The organism is Streptomyces sp. SCUT-3 (genome assembly GCF_014083985.1).
In the GTDB taxonomy this organism is placed as follows: Bacteria; Actinomycetota; Actinomycetes; order Streptomycetales; family Streptomycetaceae; genus Streptomyces_H; species Streptomyces_H thermolineatus.
Map to the genome: position 1 here is coordinate 4,509,422 of NZ_CP046907.1, position 23,583 is coordinate 4,533,004.

16 protein-coding genes, 1 other RNA gene and 1 pseudogene are annotated in these 23,583 nt (G+C 73.8%); 12 read left to right on the top strand and 6 right to left on the bottom strand.

Annotated features, from left to right (window positions below; translation table 11 throughout):
• Positions 1–81: 81 nt before the first annotated feature.
• Positions 82–1,008 (top strand): DUF5996 family protein, encoded by a 927-nt coding sequence (locus GQS52_RS19945; protein ID WP_182314720.1) that lies wholly within the window; start codon positions 82–84, stop codon positions 1,006–1,008.
• Positions 1,009–1,071: 63 nt separating this feature from the next.
• Here GQS52_RS19945 and yaaA read toward each other — a convergent pair whose 3' ends face one another.
• Positions 1,072–1,878: a peroxide stress protein YaaA gene (gene yaaA / locus GQS52_RS19950; RefSeq protein ID WP_182314721.1), complete on the bottom strand. Its 807-nt coding sequence runs from the start codon at positions 1,876–1,878 to the stop codon at positions 1,072–1,074.
• Positions 1,879–2,296: 418 nt separating this feature from the next.
• Between yaaA and rnpB the strand changes: the two genes are divergently transcribed.
• Positions 2,297–2,696, top strand: an RNA gene (gene rnpB, locus GQS52_RS19960) — RNase P RNA component class A.
• Positions 2,697–2,920: 224 nt separating this feature from the next.
• Positions 2,921–3,604, top strand: coding sequence for a hypothetical protein (locus tag GQS52_RS19965; protein WP_182314722.1), 684 nt, complete (start codon positions 2,921–2,923; stop codon positions 3,602–3,604).
• A gap of 86 nt (positions 3,605–3,690) precedes the next feature.
• Here GQS52_RS19965 and GQS52_RS19970 read toward each other — a convergent pair whose 3' ends face one another.
• Complete coding sequence (locus tag GQS52_RS19970; protein WP_182314723.1) at positions 3,691–5,637, bottom strand: ABC transporter ATP-binding protein; 1,947 nt, start codon at positions 5,635–5,637, stop codon at positions 3,691–3,693.
• 240 nt (positions 5,638–5,877) lie between these two features.
• Positions 5,878–7,038, bottom strand: a complete 1,161-nt coding sequence (locus GQS52_RS19975; RefSeq protein WP_182314724.1) for an alkaline phosphatase PhoX — start codon at positions 7,036–7,038, stop codon at positions 5,878–5,880.
• 376 nt (positions 7,039–7,414) lie between these two features.
• Between GQS52_RS19975 and GQS52_RS19980 the strand changes: the two genes are divergently transcribed.
• A complete protein-coding gene (locus GQS52_RS19980; protein ID WP_259370870.1) occupies positions 7,415–9,046 on the top strand; it encodes an alkaline phosphatase D family protein in 1,632 nt (543 codons plus the stop codon).
• Between the two features lie 108 nt (positions 9,047–9,154).
• Here the strand turns inward: GQS52_RS19980 and GQS52_RS19985 are convergent, their stop codons facing one another.
• Positions 9,155–10,168, bottom strand: coding sequence for a Gfo/Idh/MocA family oxidoreductase (locus tag GQS52_RS19985; protein WP_182314725.1), 1,014 nt, complete (start codon positions 10,166–10,168; stop codon positions 9,155–9,157).
• Between the two features lie 244 nt (positions 10,169–10,412).
• On the opposite strand from GQS52_RS19985, the gene GQS52_RS19990 reads away from it, so the two are divergent.
• Positions 10,413–11,789: a Bcr/CflA family multidrug efflux MFS transporter gene (locus GQS52_RS19990; protein WP_182314726.1), complete on the top strand. Its 1,377-nt coding sequence runs from the start codon at positions 10,413–10,415 to the stop codon at positions 11,787–11,789.
• Positions 11,790–11,895: 106 nt separating this feature from the next.
• Here GQS52_RS19990 and GQS52_RS19995 read toward each other — a convergent pair whose 3' ends face one another.
• Complete coding sequence (locus tag GQS52_RS19995) at positions 11,896–12,858, bottom strand: SDR family oxidoreductase (RefSeq protein WP_259370871.1); 963 nt, start codon at positions 12,856–12,858, stop codon at positions 11,896–11,898.
• A 224-nt stretch (positions 12,859–13,082) separates the two neighbouring features.
• Here GQS52_RS19995 and GQS52_RS20000 point away from each other — a divergent pair, with 224 nt between their 5' ends.
• The 3 genes and pseudogenes from GQS52_RS20000 (at position 13,083) to GQS52_RS20010 (ending at position 15,813) form a co-directional block, all read left to right on the top strand.
• The gene (locus tag GQS52_RS20000; protein WP_182314727.1) at positions 13,083–13,289 is read left to right on the top strand and encodes a hypothetical protein; all 207 of its coding nucleotides are present in this window, start codon (positions 13,083–13,085) and stop codon (positions 13,287–13,289) included.
• Between the two features lie 211 nt (positions 13,290–13,500).
• Positions 13,501–14,610 (top strand): annotated as a pseudogene (locus tag GQS52_RS20005) (serine hydrolase domain-containing protein); the annotation flags it as partial.
• A gap of 273 nt (positions 14,611–14,883) precedes the next feature.
• Complete coding sequence (locus GQS52_RS20010; RefSeq protein WP_182314728.1) at positions 14,884–15,813, top strand: EamA family transporter; 930 nt, start codon at positions 14,884–14,886, stop codon at positions 15,811–15,813.
• Between the two features lie 43 nt (positions 15,814–15,856).
• Here the strand turns inward: GQS52_RS20010 and GQS52_RS20015 are convergent, their stop codons facing one another.
• Entirely contained in the window at positions 15,857–18,508 is a 2,652-nt protein-coding gene (locus GQS52_RS20015; protein WP_182314729.1) for a hypothetical protein, read from the bottom strand.
• Positions 18,509–18,960: 452 nt separating this feature from the next.
• On the opposite strand from GQS52_RS20015, the gene kdpF reads away from it, so the two are divergent.
• The 4 genes from kdpF to kdpC all read left to right on the top strand — a co-directional run bounded on the left by kdpF (position 18,961) and on the right by kdpC (position 23,526).
• A complete protein-coding gene (gene kdpF, locus GQS52_RS20020) occupies positions 18,961–19,050 on the top strand; it encodes a K(+)-transporting ATPase subunit F (protein ID WP_182314730.1) in 90 nt (29 codons plus the stop codon).
• 8 nt (positions 19,051–19,058) lie between these two features.
• Positions 19,059–20,720: a potassium-transporting ATPase subunit KdpA gene (gene kdpA, locus GQS52_RS20025; protein ID WP_182314731.1), complete on the top strand. Its 1,662-nt coding sequence runs from the start codon at positions 19,059–19,061 to the stop codon at positions 20,718–20,720.
• A gap of 68 nt (positions 20,721–20,788) precedes the next feature.
• On the top strand, positions 20,789–22,921 hold the full coding sequence (gene kdpB, locus GQS52_RS20030; protein WP_182314732.1) for a potassium-transporting ATPase subunit KdpB: 2,133 nt from the start codon (positions 20,789–20,791) through the stop codon (positions 22,919–22,921).
• Positions 22,918–23,526, top strand: coding sequence for a potassium-transporting ATPase subunit KdpC (gene kdpC, locus GQS52_RS20035; protein ID WP_182314733.1), 609 nt, complete (start codon positions 22,918–22,920; stop codon positions 23,524–23,526). The genes kdpB and kdpC overlap by 4 nt, the downstream gene beginning before the upstream one ends.
• The last annotated feature ends 57 nt before the right edge of the window (positions 23,527–23,583 follow it).

Sequence of the window (23,583 nt, forward strand, 5' to 3'; positions counted from 1 at the left end):
CGGAGCGGTTGATCGACAGGAGGCGACTGCGGGCCCGTGTCAGACTGCGGGAGGGGGCACCCGCACCTCGGTGGAGGCGACATGCATGCCGATGCACCGGATCCCCGGCCCTGGCCGCCCCTGCCCGTCGCGCAGTGGCAGGCCACCCGCGACACCCTGCACCTGTGGACGCAGGTCGTCGGCAAGGTGCGCCTCGCCAGGACGCCGCTGTCCAACCACTGGTGGAACAGCACCCTCTACGTGACCGCCCGCGGCCTCACCACGTCACTCGTCCCGTACGCCCCGGGCCGCGGCTTCCAGATGGACTTCGACTTCCTGGACCACCGGCTCGTCACCCTGACCACGGCCGGCGACACGCGCTCCGTCGACCTCGCCCCCCGCCCGGTCGCCGACTTCTACTCCGACGTCGTGCACTGCCTGGACGACCTCGGCCTCCCGACACGGATCTGGCCCGTCCCGGTCGAGATCGAGGGCGCGATCCCCTTCCCCGACGACCGCGTGCACGCGTCGTACGACGCCGCGCAGGCGCAGCGGTTCTGGCGCGTCCTGGTGGAGGCGGACCGGGTGTTCTCGCAGTTCCGGGGGCGCTTCGTCGGCAAGGTGAGCCCGGTCCACTTCTTCTGGGGCGCCCTGGACCTGGCGGTGACCCGCTTCTCCGGCCGCCCCGCACCGCCCTACCCCGGCAGCGCCCCGAACTGCGGGCCCCACGTCATGCGGGAGGCGTACTCCCACGAGGTGAGCAGCGCCGGGTACTGGCCCGGAGGGGAGGACGAGGGCGTCTTCTACTCCTACGCCTACCCCGAGCCGGACGGCTTCCGCGAGTTCCCGGTCGCCCCGGCCGGGGCGTACTACAACGAGGAGCTCGGCGAGTTCGTGCTGCCCTACCGGGAGGTGCGGACCGCGGAGGACCCGGACGGCACCCTGCTGGAGTTCCTGCAGAGCACCTACGAGGCCGCGGCCGCCCTCGCCCACTGGGACCGGGCCGCCCTGGAGCACGCCGGTGCCTGACGGCGCCGGTGCGGAAGGCCCCGCCGCGGCGTCCGGGGCACGCGTGCGACGGCGGTCGGCGGGTCAGTGCACGTCCGTCACCAGCACGTCCACCTGCCAGGGACGGCCCGCCCGCTGCGGCGCGGAGGCCTCCACCCGGTAGCCCAGGCCCTCCAGCGTCTCCACCAGCTCCTGCGGGCCGGCCGGCTCGGCGCCCGACACCAGCAGGTCGCGGGTCAGCCGTCCCTTGGTCGCCTTGTTGAAGTGGCTGACCACCGACCGCTTCTCCACCCCGTCGACCACCTTCACCTGCAGCACCCGCACTGCCGCCGTGCGCCCGGCGACCTCGCCCCCGGGCTTCCACGCGGCCGCGTACGCGGCCGAGCGCAGGTCCAGCACCAGGCCGCTCCCCGCCGCCTCCGGCATCACAGAATCCATCGGCCCGCGCCAGAACGCGCCCAGTGCCCCCGTCCCCGGGAGCTTCACGCCCATCGGGCACCGGTAGGACGGGACCTCGTCCGTCACCCGCAGCGCCCCCCACAGCCCGGAGAAGACCAGCAGCGACCGCGCCGCCCGCTCCGCGGCCGCGCCGTCCAGCGACCCCAGGCCGAGCGCGTCGTACAGCACGCCGGTGTACAGCCGACCGGCCGGCACGGTCGGGGCCCCGCGCAGTCCGGCGTTCTTGGCGACCTCGCCGCGCAGCCCCTCGCTCAGCCCCAGCACCTCCCGGGCCTTGTCCCCGTCGCCCGAGCACAGGCCGACCAGCTCCTCCAGCACCGTGGACCGCGCCTCGTTCAGCCCGGGCAGCGACAGTCCCTCCAGCCCCGGGGACAGGGCCGGGCCGGCCCCTCCGGAGGCCTTCCCCTCGGACGGCGGAAGCAGGACGAGCACGGCGGATCTCCTCGGGCGGTGGGCGACGGTGCGGCGCGCGGGGCGCCGACCGGCAAGGATAGGCCGCCCCGCGGCAGGTCCCGCAGCGTGCCCCGGCCCGTCCCCCGCGGCCGCATTTCCTGTCGACGTCCGTCGCCGTGTGCCACGATCGAGTGGAACGATCTCCTTTCCCGAACCGCGACCGTCCCCGGTCCGACAACGGCCCCGACCACAGGGAGGGGCGTGAGGATGAGCGCCATGGCACACGAGCCGCTCACGCGGGAGGACGTCCTGCTGGAGGGCTTCCTGGCCCTGGACACCTCCGGGCTCGGCTGACTCGGCGGCGGTCCGCCGGGGTGGTCCGACAGGGCGGTCCGGCGGGGCGCCCGGCGGGTGATCCGCCGCCCCTCCCGGCGGGTAGCATGGGCGGCACGGCGGACGAGCCGGCCGGGCGGCCGCGTCGGGGTCTTCGGGCCCCGCCGAGGAACGTCCGGGCTCCACAGGGCAGGGTGGTGGGTAACGCCCACCCGGGGTGACCCGCGGGACAGTGCCACAGAAAACAGACCGCCGGGGGCCTCGGCCCCCGGTAAGGGTGAAACGGTGGTGTAAGAGACCACCAGTGCCCAGGGTGACCTGGGCAGCTAGGTAAACCCCACCCGGAGCAAGGTCAAGAGGAGCGCCGCGAGGTGCTCTGCGCGGACGTTCGAGGGCTGCCCGCCCGAGTCCGCGGGTAGACCGCACGAGGCTGTCGGCAACGGCAGCCCTAGATGGATGGCCGTCTCCCGACGGGCCGCGAGGCCCGCCGGTGACAGAACCCGGCGTACAGGCCGACTCGTCCGCCGCCGCGCTTCGCCCCCTCCCGCCCGTCCCGCGGACCGGCGGGTGGGGGCTTTCTCCTGCTCCCGCTCCCCGCCCGCGCCGCCGGGAGGGGTGTTCCGCCGGGAATCCCCGCCCGAATTCGCACGTATTGACGACACCGCAGAGGATGACGGGGTGTCACGGGTGGGTATGAAACGTGTGGGGCGGGGGTGACACCGGAACGGACGAGCCGGAGGGCGGTTCCATGGTGCAGCGTGCCCTTGTGGCGTTGGTGGCGGCCGCCGCGGCCGGGCTGGTGGTGGCCGGACTGTTCCGGACGGCCGGGGCGGACACCGCCTCCCCGGACATGTGGGTCGCCGTCTCCCTGGCCGGCCTGGTGGCGGCCACGGCGACGGTCGTGGGGCACTCGATGTCCCACGAGGCGGTGAAGCTGGTGACCGACAGCTGGCAGCGCGCCTACTACCACCAGTCCTCCGCGGACACCCACATCGGAGACCGGCGCCGGCCCTTCAGCCGCATGGCGCTGCTGGGCGGATGGCTGGTCACCCAGGGCCGCGACGACCCCTGCCTGCACCTGCAGGTGCGGGACGTCTACGACGCCCGCCGCCGGCTGCGGATGCTGGAGCTGTGGCACGTGCTGTGCCTGGCCGCCGTGGCCTGCATCGCGTACGTCGTGGCCCACCGTGCGACGTGGAACCTGCTCGACCGCGTCACGCGGGACGGCTGGGGGCCGTCGGACACGGTCCTGCTGATCACCGCGGTCAGCGCCCTGGCCGTCGGGGTCGTGACGGTCGTCGTGGCGATCGTCAAGACCCTGGGGGTGATCACCCACGCGCGCGCGGACATGATCCGTGCGCGGGCGGGGCTGCTGCCGCCGGAGGGCGCGGTGGCCGTGGAGTCCGCCGAGGAGCCGGTGATGCCGCGGTGACGCGGCGACGCGGCGGCCTGCCGGTGCAGTGGCGGCCTTCCGGTGACGTGGTGGTGCGCCGGGGCCCCGGCGTGGCCCGGAGGCGGTCAGACGGCAGCCGCCGCGGCGGTCCCGGCCGCGTCCCTGCCCCCGTCCGTGTCCCTGTCCGCGTCCGCGTTCCCGTTCTCGTCCTCGGCCTGTTCGAACTGGGTGCGGTACAACTCCTCGTAGCGGCCGCCCGCGGCGAGGAGCTCGGTGTGGGTGCCGCGTTCGACGATCCGGCCGTCCTCGACGACGAGGATGAGGTCGGCCGCCCGCACGGTGGAGAGCCGGTGGGCGATCACCACCGCGGTCCGCCCGTCCAGGGCCTCGGCCAGCGCCTCCTGCACCGCCGCCTCCGAGGTGGAGTCCAGGTGCGCGGTAGCCTCGTCGAGGATCACCACCCGGGGGCGGGCGAGCAGCAGGCGGGCGATGGTCAGCCGCTGGCGCTCGCCGCCGGAGAGCCGGTAGCCGCGTTCGCCCACCACGGTGTCCAGCCCGTCCGGCAGGGAGGCGATCAGCTCGTCGAGCCGGGCGCGGCGCAGCACCTCCCACAGCTCCTCCTCGCCGGCCTCGGGGCGGGCGAGGAGGAGGTTGGCGCGGATGGTGTCGTGGAAGAGGTGGCCGTCCTGGGTGACCATGCCCAGGGTCTGCCGGAGCGACTCGGCGGACAGGTCGCGCACGTCCGTCCCCGACAGCCGCACGGCGCCGGCGTCGGCGTCGTAGAGCCGGGGGAGCAGCTGGGCGATCGTGGACTTGCCGGCGCCGGAGGAGCCCACCAGCGCGACCATCTGCCCCGGCTCCGCGCGGAAGGACACGTCGTGCAGGACCTCGGTGCCGCCGCGGGTGTCGAGGACGGCGACCTCCTCGAGGGAGGCGAGGGAGACCTTGTCGGCCGACGGGTAGGCGAAGCGGACGCCGTCGAACTCCACGGACACCGGGCCGTCGGGCACCTTCCGGGCGTCCGGCTTCTCGGTGATCAGCGGCTTCAGGTCGAGCACCTCGAAGACCCGCTCGAAGCTGACCAGCGCGCTCATCACCTCCAGCCGGGCCCCGGCCAGGGAGGTCAGCGGGGCGTACAGGCGGGTGAGCAGCAGGGCGAGGGCGACGACGGCGCCCGGCTCCAGGCTGCCGCGCAGCGCGTAGAAGCCGCCGAGGCCGTAGACGAGGGCCAGGGCCAGGGCGGACACCAGGGTCAGGGAGGTGATGAAGACCGTCTGCACCATGGCGGTGCGCACGCCGATGTCCCGCACCCGCCTCGCCCGGGCGGCGAACTCCGCGGACTCCTCGGAGGGCCGGCCGAAGAGCTTGACCAGGGTCGCGCCGGGGGCGGAGAACCGCTCGGTCATCTGGGTGCTCATGGTGGCGTTGTGGTTCGCGGCCTCGCGCCTCAGCTGCGCCAGCCGTCCGCCCATCCGGCGGGCGGGCAGCACGAACACCGGCAGCAGGACCAGTGCGAGCAGGGTGATCTGCCAGGAGATCCCGAGCATCACGACCAGGGTGAGCGTGAGGGTGACGAGGTTGCCGACCACGCCGGAGAGGGTGTCGCTGAACGCCCGTTGGGCGCCGATCACGTCGTTGTTCAGCCGGCTGACCAGCGCGCCGGTGCGGGTGCGGGTGAAGAAGGCGACGGGCATGCGCTGCACGTGGTCGTAGACCGCGGTGCGCAGGTCCAGGATCAGGCCCTCGCCGATGCTCGCCGACAGCCAGCGGACCACGAGCCCCAGTCCGGCCTCGGCCACCGCGATGGCGGCGATCAGCAGGGCGAGGCGGACGACCGTGCCCGGTTCGGCCCCGGAGACGATCGAGTCGACCACCCGGCCGGCCAGGACCGGCGTGGCCACCGCCAGCAGTGCGCCGCCGGCGCTCAGCAGGAGGAACCGGATCAGGCGGGCCCGGTGCGGGCGGGCGAAGGCGCCGATGCGCCGCAGGGTCGCCCGGGAGAAGGGCCGCCGGTCCTCCTGCGCGTGCATGGTGCGGTAGAGGGAGTGCCAGGCGACGGACTCCATGCTCATCGGGTACCTCCGTGGTCTCGCGACCGGTCGTGGCGCGGCGCGTGCGGCACCGGACCGGACAGTACCGGCCGGGTGTGACACCGGGAACGGTACGACCTCGACAAAGGTTGAGGTAAAGCCTCCCGGTCCCCGGCCCGCCGGACCCCTGCGCCGGTCCCGATCCCTGCGCCGGTCCCGGGGCCCCTGCGCCGGTCCCGGCCGCCGCCCCGGGGAGGCCCCGCCTCCCCGGGGCGGCGCCGCTCAGGCGCGGAACGGCCCGGTCACCTCGTAGGTGATGCCGCCGGAGGAGCTGCCGCTGGTGCCGCGCTGGCTGGAGAAGTACAGCCGCCTGCCGTCGGGGGAGAAGGCGGGGCCGGTGATCTCGGACCCGGACTGCCCCTCGATGCGCAGGAACGGGGCGACGACGCCGTCCGGGGTGATCACGCAGATGTCCATGGAGCCGCCGTCCTCGGCGACGAACAGGTCGCCGGAGGCGGAGCCGGTGACGTTGTCCACGCCGGTCAGAGGGGCGCTGCCGGAGGTCACCAGGGAGTCGTCGTAGGTGAGGGAGACGGTGGAGGCGGCGGCGTCGTAGGCCCACACCCGGTTGTCGCCCTTGGTGGTGAAGTAGCAGACGCCGTCCGCGTAGTAGCAGCCCTCGCCGCCGTTGAACCGCTTGGCGCCGGAGACCTGGTTGCGGGTGGCGGTGGGGGAGCCGTCCGGGTCGGGGACCGTCGCCCAGGTGACCGCGCCCGAGGTGCCGCTGCCGCCGACCATGACCTCCAGGCGGCCGGAGGACAGGTCGCCCCAGGTGGTGGGGGTGAAGCGGTAGAAGCACCCGTCGGTCTCGTCCTCGGTCAGGTAGACCACCTTGCGGACCGGGTCGCAGGCCGCTGCCTCGTGCTTGAACCGGCCCATGGCCGGGCGCTGCACGGCGGCCTTCACGCCCCACGGATCGGTCTCGTAGACGTGTCCGCGGCTGACCTCCTCGCAGGACAGCCAGGTCTTCCACGGTGTGGCGCCGCCGGCGCAGTTGGAGTTGGTGTTGGACAGGATGCGGTACGCGCCGGTGACCGATCCGGAGGAGTCGAAGCGGACCGCCCCCGCGCCGCCGGTCAGGGAGATCTCGGAGTTGGAGACGTAGATCCAGCCGGTGCCGTCGGCGAAGCAGGCGCCGCCGTCGGGGGCGTTGTGCCAGGTGTAGGAGGTGCCGGCGACCTTCTGGCCCGAACGGGCGATCACCCGGCTGGTGAAGCCGGCCGGGAGGCGGACGCCGTTGGCGTCGGCGGCGCCCAGGGCGCCGTAGGGGCCGATGCCGGGCTGGGCGGGCGCGGCGACCGCGGCACCGCGCCACAGCGATCCGCCGAACGCGGCGACACCGCCGCCGACTACTGCTCCGCGCAGGAAACTACGACGCTCCATGGTCTGCTCCGTGGGTTCGGGGAATCGGACGGGACGGCCGGAACCGTAGGGGCCGCGGGTCGACGCACCGCCAACGGCCGGTTAACGGCTCATGCGTATACGCGTACATGACAGATTGGGGTCGCGGGGTCATGATGCCGCACGGCGATGCACCGCCGCGCGGTGACGCGGCGTCGCACGGCGGCACGGGGCCGCGCGGTGACGCGGCGTCGGCCGTCCGACCGCGCCTGCCTCGGACGGCGTACCCGGATTACGGCGAATGCCCTTTCGAGGGGCGGAAATCACCGCTCCGTCGCATCGTCTTTGTGCTCACGACAGCGCGCGGCCCCCGCGGGCCGTTCGAATGCTCTGCGACCGCACAAGTCCGGGAGGGGACATGACAGACGCGCTGTCGTACCAGCACGAGACCGCCCAGGAGATGCGCACCGCGGCCCGCGTCAACCGCCGGCGGTTCCTCACCGTCACCGGCGCGGCCGCCGCACTCGCCTTCAGCACCAACCTCCCCACCGCCCACGCCGCGCAGATCCGCCCCAAGGACATCACCGAGGACCCCTTCACCCTCGGCGTCGCCTCCGGAGACCCGCTGCCCGGGGGCGTCGTGCTGTGGACGCGTCTGGCCCCCCGGCCCTTCGAGCCGGGCAACGGCATGGCGCAGGGCGACGTCACGGTCCACTGGGAGGTCGCCCGCGACGAGCGGTTCGCCCGCGTGGCCCGCCGCGGCGCGGCCACCGCCCGCTGGGAGTTCAACCACACCGTGCACATCGACGTGCAGGGCCTCGACGCCGACCGGGTCTACTGGTACCGCTTCAGGGTCGGTTCGTGGACCAGCCCCGCCGGCCGCACCCGCACCGCCCCCGCGCGGGGGGCGGCCCTCGACCGGGTGCGCTTCGGCATCGTCTCCTGCCAGGCCTACCACCAGGGCTACTACACCGCCCTGCGCCACCTCGCCGACGAGGACCTCGACGCCGTCTTCCACCTCGGCGACTACATCTACGAGTACGCCGTCAACGCCACCGGCGGGGACCGCGCCTACACCGACCGCACCCTGCCGTCCCTGTTCGACCGCGAGACGGTCACCCTCGAGGACTACCGGCTGCGCTACGCCCTCTACAAGTCCGACGAGGACCTCCGGGCCGCGCACGCCGCGTTCCCCTGGGTGGTCACCTGGGACGACCACGAGACCGAGAACAACTACGCCGGCGACACCCCCGAGAACGGCGTGCCCCGGGAGGAGTTCCTGCTCCGCCGGGCCGCCGCCTACCGCGCCTACTGGGAGAACCAGCCGCTGCGCCTCCTCCAGCGGCCGAACGGGCCGGACATGAGGCTCTACCGGCGCTTCCACTACGGCCGGCTGGCCCAGTTCGACGTCCTCGACACCCGCCAGTACCGCTCCGACCAGGCGTACGGCGACGGCTGGCAGACCCCCGGGCCCGAGTCCGAGGACCCCGCGCGCACCATGCTCGGCGAGACCCAGGAGCGCTGGCTGCTCGACGGCCTTCGCTCCTCCGGCGCCACCTGGAACGTCGTCCCCCAGCAGGTGACCTTCTCCCGGCGGCGCAACGTCCCCGGCGACGGCTACAAACTCAGCATGGACGCCTGGGACGGCTACCCCGCCGCCCGCGAACGCCTCCTGGCCGGCGCCGAGCAGGCCGGCGCGGACAACCTCGTGGTCCTCACCGGCGACGTGCACGTCAACTACGGCTTCGACATCAAGCGAGACTTCGACGACCCGTCCTCGCGCACCCTGGGCGTCGAACTGGTCGGAACCTCGGTCAGCAGCGGCCGCAACGGATCGGACCGCCCCGCGAGCTACGACAACCAGATGACGGCCAACCCGCACATGAAGTTCTTCAACGGCCGCCGCGGCTACGTCACCACCACCCTGGAGCCGCAGCGGCTGACGGCCGAGTACCGCACCGTCGACCGCGTCACCACGCCGGGCGCCCCGGTGAAGACCGCCGCCGTCTTCGTCTCCGAGGCCGGCGACCCGGGACTGAAGCCGGCCTGAACGAGGCCCGCCGCGGGCCCGGGGACACACCCGGGCCCGCAGCCGGGAGCGCGGCCGGGAGTACGACTGGGGGTGCGGCCGACGCGGGAGCGCTCCCACGAAGAGGCGTCAGCCGTCCTCGCCCGGGTAGCGCACGCCGATTCGCTCCCGGACCGCGTCCAGGGTCCGCATCACGGCGAGGGTGCCGTCCAGCGGCACCAGCGGCGACTCCGTCTCGCCCGCGCGCAGCGCCCGCATCACCTCGGCCGCCTCGAAGGCGTAGGTGTGGGCCGAGGGCGCCCCGCCGTGGTCGGCCAGGGCGAACTCCTGCGGGTCCCGCCCGGGGCGGTGCAGCACGAAGCGGTCCGGGGCGTAGAAGCCGTGCGGGAACTCGATCCGCCCGCGGGTGCCGCTCACCGTGGCCAGCGCCGGCAGGTCGGCGCCGATCGAGCAGGCCAGGGTGGCCACCGCCCCGCTGTCGTAGCCCAGCAGGATGCCGGTGTTCTCGTCCACTCCCCGCGGGGTGAGCCGCGCCCACGCCGACACCTGCGCCGGCTCGCCCAGCAGCAGGTGCGCGAAGGCCACCGGGTACACGCCCAGGTCCAGCAGCGCCCCGCCGCCCTGCGCCGGGTCGAGCAGCCGGTGCGCCGGGTCGAACGGCCCGGCCAGGCCGAAGTCCGCCTGGACGGCCCGCACCGTGCCGATCGCCCCGTCACGCACCAGTTCGGTCATCCGGCGCACCAGCGGGTTGCAGTAGGTCCACATGGCCTCCATGAGGAACAGCCCGCGCCCCCTGGCCAGGTCCACCAGCTCCCGCGCCGTGCGGGCGTTCAGGGTGAAGGGCTTCTCGCACAGCACCGCCCGCCCCGCCCTCAGGCACACCTCGGCCGCCGCCCGGTGGGCGGAGTGCGGCGAGGCCACGTAGACCACGTCCAGGTCGTCGTCGGCGGCCAGCTCCGCCCAGCTCCCGTAGGTGCGGGGGATGTCGAAGCGCTCGCCGAACCGCTTCGCCGACTCCGCACCGCGCGAGCCGACGGCGAGCACCTCGGCGTCCGGGAGCGCCGCCAGGTCGCGGGTGAACGCCGCGGCGATCCCCCCGGTGGCCAGCACGCCCCATGCGATCGTTCCACTGCCGTCCCTCATCGGTTCCCACCTGTCTCGTACCGGCGCTCCGCGGGGCCGCGGAATGGTGGGAGCATAGGGAAGGTTGTCGTGCGGGAAGAAGAGGCATCCGGAACCCCCGGGTGCCTCCTGCCGTGCCCGCCCACCGGGCACACCGAGCCCGCAGAGACCACCGCCCCGCGCCCCGGCCCCCGGCAGCCGACCACGGACCGCCGAACGCCGAACCGACGCGTGTAGCAGCCACAGACCCAGGAGTCCCGACGCCATGCCGGAACCGACGACAGTGCCCCAACCGGACAATGCCGCCGACGCGGTCTCGGGGACGGGGGCCTCCGGCCCCGCCGCGGTCCCGCCCGCAGCCGGGCCGTCCGCCCCGGGGCTGTCCACCCCGCGCCCGGCGGGGCTGCTCGTCACGCTGATCCTGGGCGGGCTGACCGCGCTGGGACCGCTGTCGATGGACATGTACCTGCCGTCGCTGCCCCAGATCTCCGAGACCCTGCACAGCCCGGTCGCCACGGTGCAGCTCACCCTCACCGCCTGCCTGCTCGGCATGGCCCTGGGCCAGCTCGTCGCCGGGCCGATGAGCGACCGCTGGGGACGCCGCCGCCCCCTCCTGACCGGCCTGGTCGTCTACGTCCTGGCCACCGCGGGCTGCGCGCTCGCCCCCACGGCGGAGATCCTGATCGGGGTCCGGCTGCTGCAGGGGCTGGCCGGCGCGGCCGGCATAGTCATCGCCCGCGCGGTGGTGCGCGACCTGTACTCGGGGCTGGAGATGGCCCGCTTCTTCTCCACCCTGATGCTGATCTCCGGCACGGCGCCCATCCTCGCCCCGGCCTTCGGCGGGCAGATCATGCACTTCGCCGACTGGCGCGGCATCTTCGCGGTCCTCGCCCTCATCGGCGTCGTGCTCGTCGTCCTCGTCGCGCGGTGGCTGCACGAAACCCTGCCGCACGAGCGGCGGCACGACGGCGGGATCGGCCAGAGCCTGCGCACCATGCGCAACCTCTTCGCCGACCGGGTCTTCTCCGGCTACCTGCTGACCGCCAGCTTCGGCTTCGCCGCGCTGTTCGCCTACGTCGCCGCCTCCTCGTTCGTGATCCAGGAGATCTACGGCGCCTCCCCGCAGACCTACAGCCTGCTGTTCGGCCTGAACTCCGTCGGCCTGATCGCGGTCGGCCAGATCAACGGGAAGATCCTGGTGGGACGGGTGCGGCTGGACCGGGCGCTGGCCTTCGGTCTGGCCGTCACGGTCGCCGCCGCGGCGGCCCTGGTGCTCATGACCTCCGGGGCGTTCGGCGCGGTGGGCCTGGTGCCGGTGGCCGCCGGGCTGTTCGTGCTGATGTCCGCGATGGGCCTGGTCATGCCCAACAGCAGCGCCCAGGCGCTGATGCGCACCCCGCACGCGGCCGGATCCGCCTCCGCGCTGCTGGGCACCTCGCAGTTCCTGGTCGGCGCGGTCGCCTCGGCGCTGGTCGGGCTCGCCGGCGAGCACACCGCCGTGCCGATGGCGGCGGTGCAACTGGCCTGCGGGGCGGTCGCGGTGCTGTCCTTCGTGGTGCTTGTGCGGCCCTGGCGCCACCACGACGCCGACGGGAACGCGACGGAAGCCGCGGCCCCCTCCCGCGCCGGGCGGAACGGCTGACGGGAACGGCACGCGCGGGAGCGGCACGCGGAACCGCCGCCCCGGCCACGGGCCGCGCCCCGACCACGGGCCGCGCCGGTCGGCCCGTGCCCGTGGCCGGGGCCGTTCAGCGGGTCCGCAGGCGCCGCTGGTTGTAGCGGTCGGCGGCTCGGTCGCCCAGCACGGTGAGGCGGTCGCGCAGGCGGGACGGCGACGCGGCCGCCGCCTCCGCGCCCTCCTCCTTGTGCGGGTCCGTGCCGCGGGGCATGACCCGCGCCGCCAGCGCGGAGACCCGGGAGACCGTGGCGGGGGCCACCCCGTGCGCCAGGGAGGCGGCCCTGGTCCACGGGGTCAGCATCAGCAGGGTGCGCCGCCGCCGCACCGCGCGGACGATCCGGGCGGCCGCGCGCTCGGCGTCCATCGACAGCAGAGGCATGGACGCCAGCGCCGAGAACCAGCCGTACTCGCGCCGCGACGGCCCGCCGAACCGGGCGTGCAGGTGGGAGCCGGTGCGCATCAGCCCGGGGAAGACCGAGGTCACGCTGACCCCCTGCGGGCCCAGTTCGGCCCGCAGCCCCTCCGAGAGCGCCCCGGCGGCGAACTTGGCGCAGGTGTAGGGCAGCAGGTGCGGCACGGGGACCCGCCCGCCGATCGAACTGATCACCGCGATCCGCCCGCCCGCCGGACTGCGGCGCAGCAGCGGCAGCGCGTGCAGCACCGGGTACAGGGCGCCGTAGAACATCGTGTCCATGGCGTCGCGGAAGTCCTCCGTGCGCTGGGCCTCCAACGGCGCGACCTGGATCACCCCGGCGTTGGCGATCATCACGTCGATCCCGCCGAACTCGCCCTCGACGCGCACCACCGCCTCGCGCACCTCGTCCTCGTCGCGCACGTCGCACGCCACCGGCAGCACCTCGACGCCCTCCGCGCGCAGCTGCCGGGCCGCCGCCTCCAGCGATCTCGGGTCGCGTCCCCACACCGACACCGAACAGCCCGCCCGGCCCAGCTCGCGCGCGATCAGCAGTCCCAGCCCGCGGGACCCGCCGGTGACCACGGCGGTCAGACCGCCCATGTCTCCCGTACCGCCCATGGCGGCCTCCTCGTGTCGGTGCCTGCCCGTGCCCGCCCGGCGCCCGCGGCCGTCCCGGGGGCACGGGGCCCGGGGCACGAGCGGCCGCGGGCGGTGCGCGGCCCTTCGCCGTGCTCCTGCCCGCGCAGAACACCGGTGCACCCGGTTTTCGCCCCGATTGCCGGGGTATGGGCTGCGGGCACAGGATGGTCCCGAGGGCAGTCCCGCCCATGAGGAGGCGTGCCATGAGCAGTGAAACGAGCAACGACGAGACGAACCTGAGCGTCTTCCGCACCCCGGACAGCAAGCTGCACACGGGGAGCGAGAACCCGATCGACCCCGAGGACCTCGTGCGCGCCTCCGGGCGCGAGCCCACCCCCGAGCGGCTCGCCCGGGCCGCCAAGCTCCTCGAGGAGGAGGGCCCGTCCGCAGTCGAGCGGTATCTGCCCTGAGGGCGTGACCGCATCCCGGGCGCCGGCCGGGACCGCCGCAGCAGCGGCCCCGGCCGGCGGTCGTCCCCGGGTCAGGACGCCCGCGAGGCGGGAGCGCCCGGACGGGCAGGCATGCGACGAACGGCGCCTGCGGCGGGTGCCGCGACCCGAGTGCGGAGGGACGACCATCACCACCACCACCGACCCCGATCCCGGCAGAGCGCCCGGCCCCCGTCGGCCCGTGCTGCGGCGGGGGAGCGCGGAGGAGGCGGGGCTCGACCCCGGCGGCCTCGCCGCGCTCGTCGACGGCCTGGCCGCCCACCTCGTCCCCGGCCCGGGGAGGCCGCGTCCGTGGTGCGCGGGGGCCGTCGTCCTGGCCGGGCGCGGCGGCACCGTCGTCCTGGAGGAGGCCCTCGGCCACGCCTTCCGCTACACCGCCTACGACGAGGCCACCGACACCGGTGTGGAGGCGCCCCCGGAGGAGTGGGTGCCGGCGACCGTCGGCACGGTCTTCGACATCGCCTCGCTGACCAAGCCGTTCACCGCGCTCGTCGCCGTCCGGCACGCGCTGCTCGGCGACCTCGGCCTCGACGACCCGGTGGCCCGGCACCTGCCGTCCTTCTCCCGAGCGCGCGAGGCCGGGATCACCGTCCGCCACCTGCTCACCCACACCTCCGGCCTGCGCCCGGAACTGCCCCTGTACGAGGCGGGGACGGCCGCGGAGCGGCTGCGGATGCTGCGCGACGAGGCCCCGCTGCACGCTCCGGGAACCGCCGTCGTCTACTCGGACCTGAACATGGTCCTCCTGCAGCTGCTGCTGGAGGAGGTCACCGGGCGGGGCCTGGACGCGCTGGTGGCGGAGGAGGTCACCGGGCCCCTGGGCATGCGCTCCACCCGCTTCGTCCCGCCCGCCTCCTGGCGTGCGCGCACAGCCGCCACCGAGGACCAGCGCCGGCCCTGGGCCCGGGCGGACCGGGGCATGCTGCGCGGCGAGGTCCACGACGAGAACGCCCACGCCCTGGGCGGGGTCGCCGGCCATGCGGGGCTGTTCTCCACCGCGCGGGACCTGGCGCTGCTGTGCCGCGGCCTGCTCGACGGCGGGCCGGCCGCCGACCTCGTGCTCGGGGAGGGGCTCGGCCTCGAACTCGACCGCCCCTGGTACATGGGGGAGCTTTCGGGCCCGCGCACCGCCGGGCACACCGGATTCACCGGCACCTCCCTGGTCCTCGACCCGGTGCGGGACGTCTTCCTGGTGCTGCTGGCCAACTCGGTGCACCCGGTGCGCTCGTGGCGCAGCGGCAGCGTCCCCCGCGCGACGGCGGCCACACACCTGGCCCGCGCGTGCCTGCCGTGACGGGGCTGCGCCTGCCGTGACGGCTGTGCCCGCCATGACGGCTGCGCCTGCCGTGACGGCCCGTGTCGCCGCGGCAGCGGCCCGGGCCGACCGGTGGCCCTCCCGGCACCCCGGCACCGGTTCCTCCTCCCGTTCCCTCCCCGCCGGCACCCGTCCCGCACTGTCCCTGTTTCCGCATAAGCCCAGGCCGGGGCCGGGGTCCGTCCGCCCGTGTGAGACGTTGGGGCGGTACGGGGCACGGTTCGAGAGAAGGGGACCCGCATGGCACGACCGGCCACCGCGTCCGCTGCTTCCGCGGCAGGCGCCCCGGCCGCCGACGACGGCCGGGGACGACAGGGCGGGGCAGCGCTGCTGGTGCTCGGCGGGGCGCTGTCCACGCAGTTCGGCGCCGCCGTCGCCGCGCTGCTCTTCCCGGCGGCGGGGCCCCTGGGAGTGGTCGTGCTCCGGCTGGCCGTCGCGGCCGTCGTCCTGATGGTGCTGGTCCGGCCGCGGCTGCGCGGGCGCAGCCGGGCGGACTGGGGGATCGTCGCCGCCTACGGCCTGGTCCTGGCGGGCATGAACGCCACGATCTACCAGGCGATCGAACGGGTGCCGCTGGGCGTCGCGGTGACGCTGGAGTTCCTGGGGCCGCTCGCCCTCGCCGTGGTGATGTCCCGCCGCCCGCTGGACGCCGTGTGGGTGGTCCTCGCCGGGGCCGGGGTCCTGCTGCTGGCCCGCGCCGAGTCCGGCGGCGGGCACGGAGGGGCCGGGGGCGGACTCGACCCGGTCGGGGTGGCCTTCGCCCTGGCCGCCGCCGTCTGCTGGGCCGGCTACATCCTGCTGGCCGCGCGGGCGGGCGCCCGCTTCCCCGGTACCGACGGCCTGGCCCTGGCCATGACGGTCGGCGCCCTCGCCGTCCTGCCGCTGGGCGTCGCCGACGCGGGCGCCGCCCTCGTCGAGCCGCGGGTGCTTGCGCTGGGGGCCGCGGTGGCGCTGCTGTCCTCCGTCCTGCCCTACACGCTGGAGCTGTTCTCGCTGCGGATCCTGTCCACGGGGACGTTCGGGATCCTGATGAGCCTGGGCCCGGCCCTCGCGGCCCTGGCCGGGTGGCTGGTGCTGGGCCAGGCCCTGGCCTGGCAGCAGACCGCGGCGATCGTCATGGTCGTCCTCGCCGGCGCCGGCTCCGTCCGCTTCTCCCGCCCGCCCTCCTGAGAGGGCGGGCGTGGCCCGATGCCCGTTTCCCGATCGGGGAGGCTCAGCTGCGGCGGCCTCCTCCTCCGCCACCGCCCGGACTCGTGCCGCTGTTCCCGGAGGTCACGCACCCGGTGCAGGGTCCGGTCCCCTGCTGGAGATACCGGTGCTGGTTCGCCAGGTCGACCACCTGCGCCATCGAGGGCTCCTCGACAGGAATGCCGATGCCGAACCGGGCGTAGAAGGCGAGCATGCCGGCGTCGGCACGTTCCACCGCCTCCTGTGTCCTGCCGTACGCCACCGAAGCCAGGTTCCTGACATCGATGCGGACGAGCCTGCCGCCGTCGGGCGGGGCTTGGCCGGTCCTCTCGGCCCACCGGAGGAAGACCTTCTTCACCGGGCCGTCCTCCACCAGCCCGCCCAAGTACTCCTTGAGGATCTGCACGGCCCCGTTGTCTCCCAGGTCGGGGATGTCGAAGGTGCGGGTGATCGCCAGGGAGGCGAGCTCGGCGAACCGGTCGGCCTGCGCCTCCCGTTCTTCGGCGCGCTGCTGGCCCTCGTCGAGCTGCTCGAGCTGACCTGTGACGTCCTCGGCCTCCGACACTTCCGCGGGTTGCGGCGGGTCCGGGTCGTCGAGGCCGAGCGTGGCTGCCTGGAACCGGCCGACCTGCCGCGCTGTCTCCAAAGCCGTCCGGTTCACGGGTCCTCCGGCCGGCGAAGGGGCGGCCCGGTTCACGGCCACCACCACAGCCCTCAGCCGGGCAGCGGCCCGGGGGTGCGTCGTGACGTACTGGCGGATCGCCTCGTAGGCGTCCGCAGCGCCCTCGGCGTACTGCCGGCGCTGCACCTCGAACGCGTACCTGTGAGCCAACGGTTTCTTCCACGTCCCCTCGGACACCGGAGCCAGAACGACGGCGAACAGCAGGGCGACCATGAGTCCGACGTTGATCCCGGTGAGGGACCGCCGTCCGAAGTTGACGAAGGCGCCCAGCGGCAACCGGGCTTCGCCGAAGCGGGCCGGCCGCAACCGCTGTCTGATCCGCGTAACACGGTCGGGCCGGCGCACCACGGCGTAGCTGCCGACGGCCAGCAAGGTGTACGCCACCAGCCAGTACAGCCAGTGCACTTCGGTCAGTCCCTGAATCCGTTCCATCACCCTGCGTGTGGCAGCGACTTGAGCCGGCGAGAACGACAGTGCGTTGGCCAGCCACACCACGAGCAGCGCAAGCACCAGGCCGAGTTCCACGGAGAGGACGATGTCGGCCACCGCCTTCACCGTCGGCCGCGTGGAGTCCTTCATCTTCCGCCAGCCGCGCCAGGACAGCCCGATCGCCAGCGGGAAGAACAGCCCGGCGGCCGGGGCCGTGGTCAGTACGTCGCCGCGAACGAGCTGCTGGGCGGCGAGGGCGACCAGCGCCATTCCGGGAAGGTCGGGAAGGTGGCGCACGACCCAGCGCTCGGACTCACTGCACCGCTTCACCGCGAGCAGCAGCGCCCAGCCGCCGAAGAAGAGCAGCGTCACCAACGGGACTAACCGGGAGGGAAACTCGCGGAGCAGGAAGAAGCCGAGCGCCACCACCAGGTCGACAACACCGAGTGCGAGGGCGCCTGCCGCAGCGTACCGGCGATGTCTTGTCCAGCGGGCCAGCGTTTTGACAAGCGTCTCGCCCGCCGCTGTCGACGCAGCCGCGAGGGCCAGCCCGAAAACCGCCCCGGAGAATCCTCCCAGGACTGCCCCGAGGGCGGCCAGTAAGAAATCCCCCGCACCCTCGACCTCGTTCCGCGTGCCCAAGCGCCATGCCGCCCATGCGGCCAGACCGAACGTGACGTACAGCCCCATGAGCGCGAGGGTTTCGCTCATGTCCTCGTCGTTGCGGGCAGCCGGAACCGGTGCGGCCGGCGCCCTGCGCCCGTGCAGCCGACGGGCGACATCGAGGAAGACCTCGGCATTGGGTACTCGGTGGAGGGGCTTTGCGTAATGCGACGGAAAGTCGTTCCCTCGCGAGGCAATGACGAGGCCGTCCCTGTCCGTGAGTGCGACCGAGCCGACGTCCTCCCAGGAAGTGAAGTCGTCCCGGCCGTGGCCGCGCCGCACGGTCAACCCGTCCTGCCTCACCACGAGGTTCCCGAAGGCGACTTCACCGCCGCTCAGGACCGCTGCGACAGCCGGCCGCGTCCGGGACTCCCGGACCCCCCGCCGGATCGCCGAACCCCACTCCCTCTCGTCCGGGAACTGGACGCCCCTGATCACCGTCCGGGTACGCATTCCCCGGATCCTGTCCCCGGACAGTGGGGGCGTGCGGTAAGCAGCTGCGATCGTGATGACAGTTCCCTCGGAATTGGCCAGCTTGTAGCGATTCCAGCCGTCCATGAAGAGAACGGTCGACGACCACGGAAAGACCACTTCCGACCCGTCGGCCGTGACCGCGACCAGACCGTGCTCGTAAAGGTGCATCCCCCTTGCGGGCCTTCGGTACCGCAGCACCCTGACGGCGGACAGTCCCAGTACCACCAGGCCGGACGTCACCGCGATCGAGGCAGCGCGCGCCAGGCCGAGGATCTCACCGAGAAGGAACACCAGCAGGAGGACCAGGGCCGACAAAGGCACCAGGGACAGTAACTGCAGCGCATACCTGGCAGGTCCCCAGCGCTGCGGGTGGTAGGTGCGGCGATGGCGCCCCAGGCCCGGGCGCTCCGCACTGTCCTGTGCCTCCATCAGCCCGTCCCTCCCGTGGTGCGCACCTTGCGACACCTGTTGTAGAACCAAGTCGATTTCCGCGGCACGGTAGCAGCGTCGCCGGTGCCGGGCCCGCCGCGCCGTCCGGATTCCCCGGGTTCCGGACTCCAGAGCCAATCCTTCGATTCTCAGGTATTCGTTCGCCCGGCCTTCGAATCCCAGAGTTCTTGCTTCCCTGTCTTTGGATCATGGATCCCGGGTGCCGATTCCCCGCGATGCCGTCAGGAACCCGTCAAGATCGTCGGCCGGGACGTTAGCGCTGTGTCAATGCCCTCTCCGTGCGGCCTCCCGGGGATGTGTCCTGGTACTCGCGGGCCCTGACGCCCGACAACGCGTCCCGAGGAGCAACCGATGGCTGATCCGGCCTTCATCGTCACCACCGTCGCGGTGTTCGCGCTGGTGGCACTCGTCGCCCGGGGGGTGGCGAAGCTGTGAGCGTCGAGAACGTCGTCGGCCTGGTCGTGGCCGTCGCCCTGCTGGGCTACCTGGTCCTCGCCCTGTTCTTCCCGGAGAGGTTCTGAGCGGCCCGATGAGTCCGATACTCGCCGGCGTGCTGCAGGTCTCCGCCCTGGTCGCGGCGCTGGCCCTGGTGCACCGTCCCTTCGGCGACTACATGGCGACCGTCTACACCTCCCCCCGTCACCTGCGGGCCGAGCGGTGGATCCACCGCGCGATCGGCTCCGACCCCGACGCCGAGCAGCGCTGGCCCGCTTACCTGCGCGCGGTGCTGGCGTTCTCGGCGGTCTCGACACTGTTCCTGTACCTGCTGCTGAGGCTCCAGGACCGGTTGCCGCTCTCCCTCGGCTTCCGGGCGATCGACCCGGACCAGGCGTTCAACACCGCGGCGTCGTTCGTGACCAACACCAACTGGCAGTCGTACGCCGGTGAGTCGGCCATGGGCCACCTGGCGCAGACCGGTGGCCTGGCGGTGCAGAACTTCGTCTCCGCGGCGGTGGGCATGTCCGTGGCGGTGGCGCTGGTGCGCGGCTTCGCCCGCTCCCGCACCGGCACCCTGGGCAACTTCTGGACCGACCTGGTGCGCGGGGTGGTGCGGATCCTGCTGCCGGTCTCGGTCGTTGCCGCGGTCGTGCTGGTGGCGGCGGGGGCGGTCCAGAACTTCGCCGCGCCGCAGGAGGTCACCACGCTCAGCGGTGCCGTTCAGCACCTGCCCGGCGGTGCGGTCGCCTCGCAGGAGGCGATCAAGAACCTCGGCACCAACGGGGGCGGCTTCTTCAACGCCAACGCCGCCCACCCCTTCGAGAACCCGAACGCGCTGAGCAACCTGTGGGAGGTCTTCCTGCTGCTGGTGATCCCGTTCTCGCTGCCGCGCACCTTCGGCAGGATGGTCGGCAGCGTCCGGCAGGGCTACGCGGTCGTGGCGGCGATGGCCGCGATCTGGCTGTGCGCCGTGGTCGCGGTGACGGCCCTGGAGTACGCCCACCCCGGCGCCGCGGCGCAGGCCGCGGGGGGAGCCATGGAGGGCAAGGAGGCCCGCTTCGGCGAGGGCGCCTCCTCGCTGTTCGCGGTGTCCACCACCATGACCTCCACCGGTGCGGTCGACTCCGCGCACTCCTCGTACAGCGCCCTGGGCGGCGGCGTCCTGATGCTGGGGATGATGCTCGGCGAGGTCGCGCCCGGCGGGACCGGCTCCGGTCTGTACGGGATGCTGGTGATCGCGGTGATCGCGGTGTTCGTCGCCGGCCTCATGGTGGGCCGCACCCCCGAGTACCTGGGCAAGAGGATCGGCGCCGCGGAGATGAAGCTGGCCGCCGCCTACATCCTGGTCACCCCGGCCCTGGTCCTGTGCTTCACCGCCGCGGCCGTGGCCCTGCCCACACCGCCCGACTCGACGCTCAACCCCGGCCCGCACGGCTTCTCCGAGATCCTGTACGCCTACACCTCCGGCGCGAACAACAACGGCAGCGCCTTCGCCGGCCTGAACGCCGACACGCAGTGGTTCAACACCACGATCGGCCTGGCGATGCTGCTCGGCCGGTTCCTGCCGATGGTGTTCGTCCTGGCCCTGGCCGGCTCCCTGGCCGGACAGAAGCCCGTGCCGGACACGGCGGGCACCCTGCACACCCACAAGCCCCTGTTCTCGGGGCTGCTGGTCGGCGCGGTGCTGGTCGTGGCGGGGCTGACCTTCTTCCCCGCCCTGGCCCTGGGCCCGCTCGCGGAGGGGCTGTCATGACCGGTTCCGTCCGCCACCACCGTCCGCCGCGTCCCCGGCCCGCGCACCCTGCGGAGGCTCCCGCTCCCATGTCCCCGACCTCTTCCGTTCCCCGCCCAGAACCCGCCCCCCACCCCGCCCCCGTCCCGCCGGCCCCGGCCGGGCCCGGGCGCCGCCGGACAGCCGGCGGCCTGCTCGACCCGCGGCAGCTGGCCGCGTCCCTGCCGGACGCCGTCCGCAAGCTCGACCCGCGGGTGATGGTCAAGTCGCCGGTGATGTTCGTGGTCGAGGTCGGCTCGGTGCTCACCACCGCGCTGGCGATCGCCGACCCCGGCTGGTTCGCCTGGGCCGTCGCGGCCTGGCTGTGGCTGACCGTGCTGTTCGCCAACCTCGCGGAGGCGGTCGCCGAGGGCCGCGGCAAGGCGCAGGCCGACACCCTGCGCAGGGCCAGGACCGACATCACGGCGCGCCGCCTGACCGACGGCGGTGAGCAGCGGGTCCCCGGCACCGCGCTGCGCGTCGGCGACCTGGTGGTCTGCGAGGCCGGCGACGTCGTCCCCGGCGACGGCGACGTCGTGGAGGGCGTGGCCAGCGTGGACGAGTCGGCCGTCACCGGCGAGTCCGCGCCGGTGATCCGCGAGTCCGGGGGCGACCGCTCGGCAGTCACCGGAGGCACCAGGGTGCTCTCCGACCGCATCGTCGTCAGGATCACCTCCCGGCCCGGCGAGACCTTCATCGACCGGATGATCGCCCTCGTGGAGGGCGCGGCCCGGCAGAAGACGCCCAACGAGGTCGCGCTGAACATCCTGCTCGCCTCGCTGACGATCGTCTTCCTGCTCGCCACGGTCACGCTCCAGCCGTTCGCGGTCCGCGCCGGCGCCGAGCAGTCGACGGTCGTGCTGGTGGCGCTGCTGGTCTGCCTGATCCCGACCACGATCGGGGCGCTGCTGTCCGCGATCGGCATCGCGGGCATGGACCGGCTGGTGCAGCGCAACGTGCTGGCGATGTCCGGCCGCGCGGTGGAGGCCGCCGGGGACGTGTCCACGCTGCTGCTGGACAAGACCGGGACCATCACCCTGGGCAACCGGCAGGCCGCCGGGTTCGTGCCCGTGGACGGTGTCACCGCCCGCGAACTGGCCGACGCCGCCCAGCTGTCCTCGCTCGCCGACGAGACGCCCGAGGGGCGTTCGATCGTGGTCCTGGCCAAGGAGGCGCACGGGCTGCGCGCCCGCCGGGAGGGCGAGCTGGGCCACGTGGCGTTCGTCCCCTTCACCGCGCAGACGCGGATGAGCGGGGTGGACGTCACCGGCCCGGGCGCGGCGGTGCGCCGGGTGCGCAAGGGCGCCGCGTCCGCCGTGGACGCCTGGGTCGCCGAGCGCGGCGGCACCGTCCCCGAGGACGCGCGGCGCGCAGTGGACGCCATCGCCGCCGAGGGCGGCACCCCGCTGCTGGTCGCCGTCGAGGACGGCGGCGGGGCCCGCGTCCTGGGCGTCGTCCACCTCAAGGACGTCGTCAAGCACGGCATGCGCGAACGCTTCGCCGAGCTGCGCCGCATGGGCATCAGGACCGTGATGATCACCGGTGACAACGCGCTCACCGCCAAGGCCGTCGCCGAGGAGGCGGGGGTGGACGACTTCCTGGCCGAGGCCACGCCCGAGGACAAGATGGCCCTGATCAAGCGGGAGCAGGCCGGCGGCCGGCTGGTCGCGATGACCGGCGACGGCACCAACGACGCCCCCGCGCTGGCCCAGGCCGACGTCGGGGTGGCGATGAACAGCGGCACCTCGGCCGCGAAGGAGGCCGGGAACATGGTCGACCTGGACTCCGACCCCACCAAGCTCATCGAGATCGTGGAGATCGGGAAGCAGCTGCTCATCACCCGCGGCGCGCTGACCACCTTCTCCCTCGCCAACGACATGGCGAAGTACTTCGCGATCATCCCGGCGATGTTCGCCGCCGCCTACCCGGGCCTGGACGCGCTCAACATCATGCGGCTGTCCTCGCCGCAGTCCGCGATCCTGTCCGCGGTGATCTTCAACGCCCTGGTCATCGTCGCCCTGGTGCCCCTGGCCCTGAAGGGCGTGCGCTACCGGCCGGCGGGCGCCGACGCGATGCTCCGCCGCAATCTCGCCCTCTACGGCCTCGGCGGGCTCCTCGTCCCGTTCGCGGGCATCAAGGCCGTCGACCTGCTCGTCTCCCTCGTCCCCGGGATCGGATCATGAACGCCGCCGCCCTCCGCAGCACCTCGCGCCTGACGGGCGCCGCCCTGCGCGCCCTGCTCGTCCTCACCGCGGTCACCGGGGTCCTCTACCCCCTGGCCGTGACCGGGATCGCCCGCGCCGCCCTCCCCGGCAACGCCGGCGGCTCCACGGTCGAGGTCGACGGCCGGACCGTGGGATCCGCACTGATCGGGCAGGCCTGGAACGGCCCCGACGGCCGCCCCGACCCCCGCTGGTTCCAGCCGCGCCCCTCGGCCGGGGGGTACGACGCGCCGGCCTCCGGGGCGTCCAACCTGGCGGCCACCAGTCCCGAACTGCTTCGGCTCGTGGAGGAGCGCCGGGCGCAGGTCGCCGCGTTCAACGGCGTGCGGCCCGCCGCCGTGCCCGCCGACGCCGTCACCGCGAGCGGTTCCGGCCTCGACCCGCACATCTCGCCTGAGTACGCCCGCCTCCAGGCCGACCGCGTGGCCCGGGCCCGCGGCCTGGACCCGGCCGCAGTGCGCGCACTGGTCCGGGAGCACACCCGCGGCAGGCCGGGAGGCTTCCTCGGCGAGCCCGTGGTGAACGTCCTGGAGCTGAATGCGGCCCTGCACGAGGCGGCCCCCTGAGCGGGCCGGACCCCCGCGACCGACCCGACCCGCCCCGTCCCGTTCCCGACCGGCAAG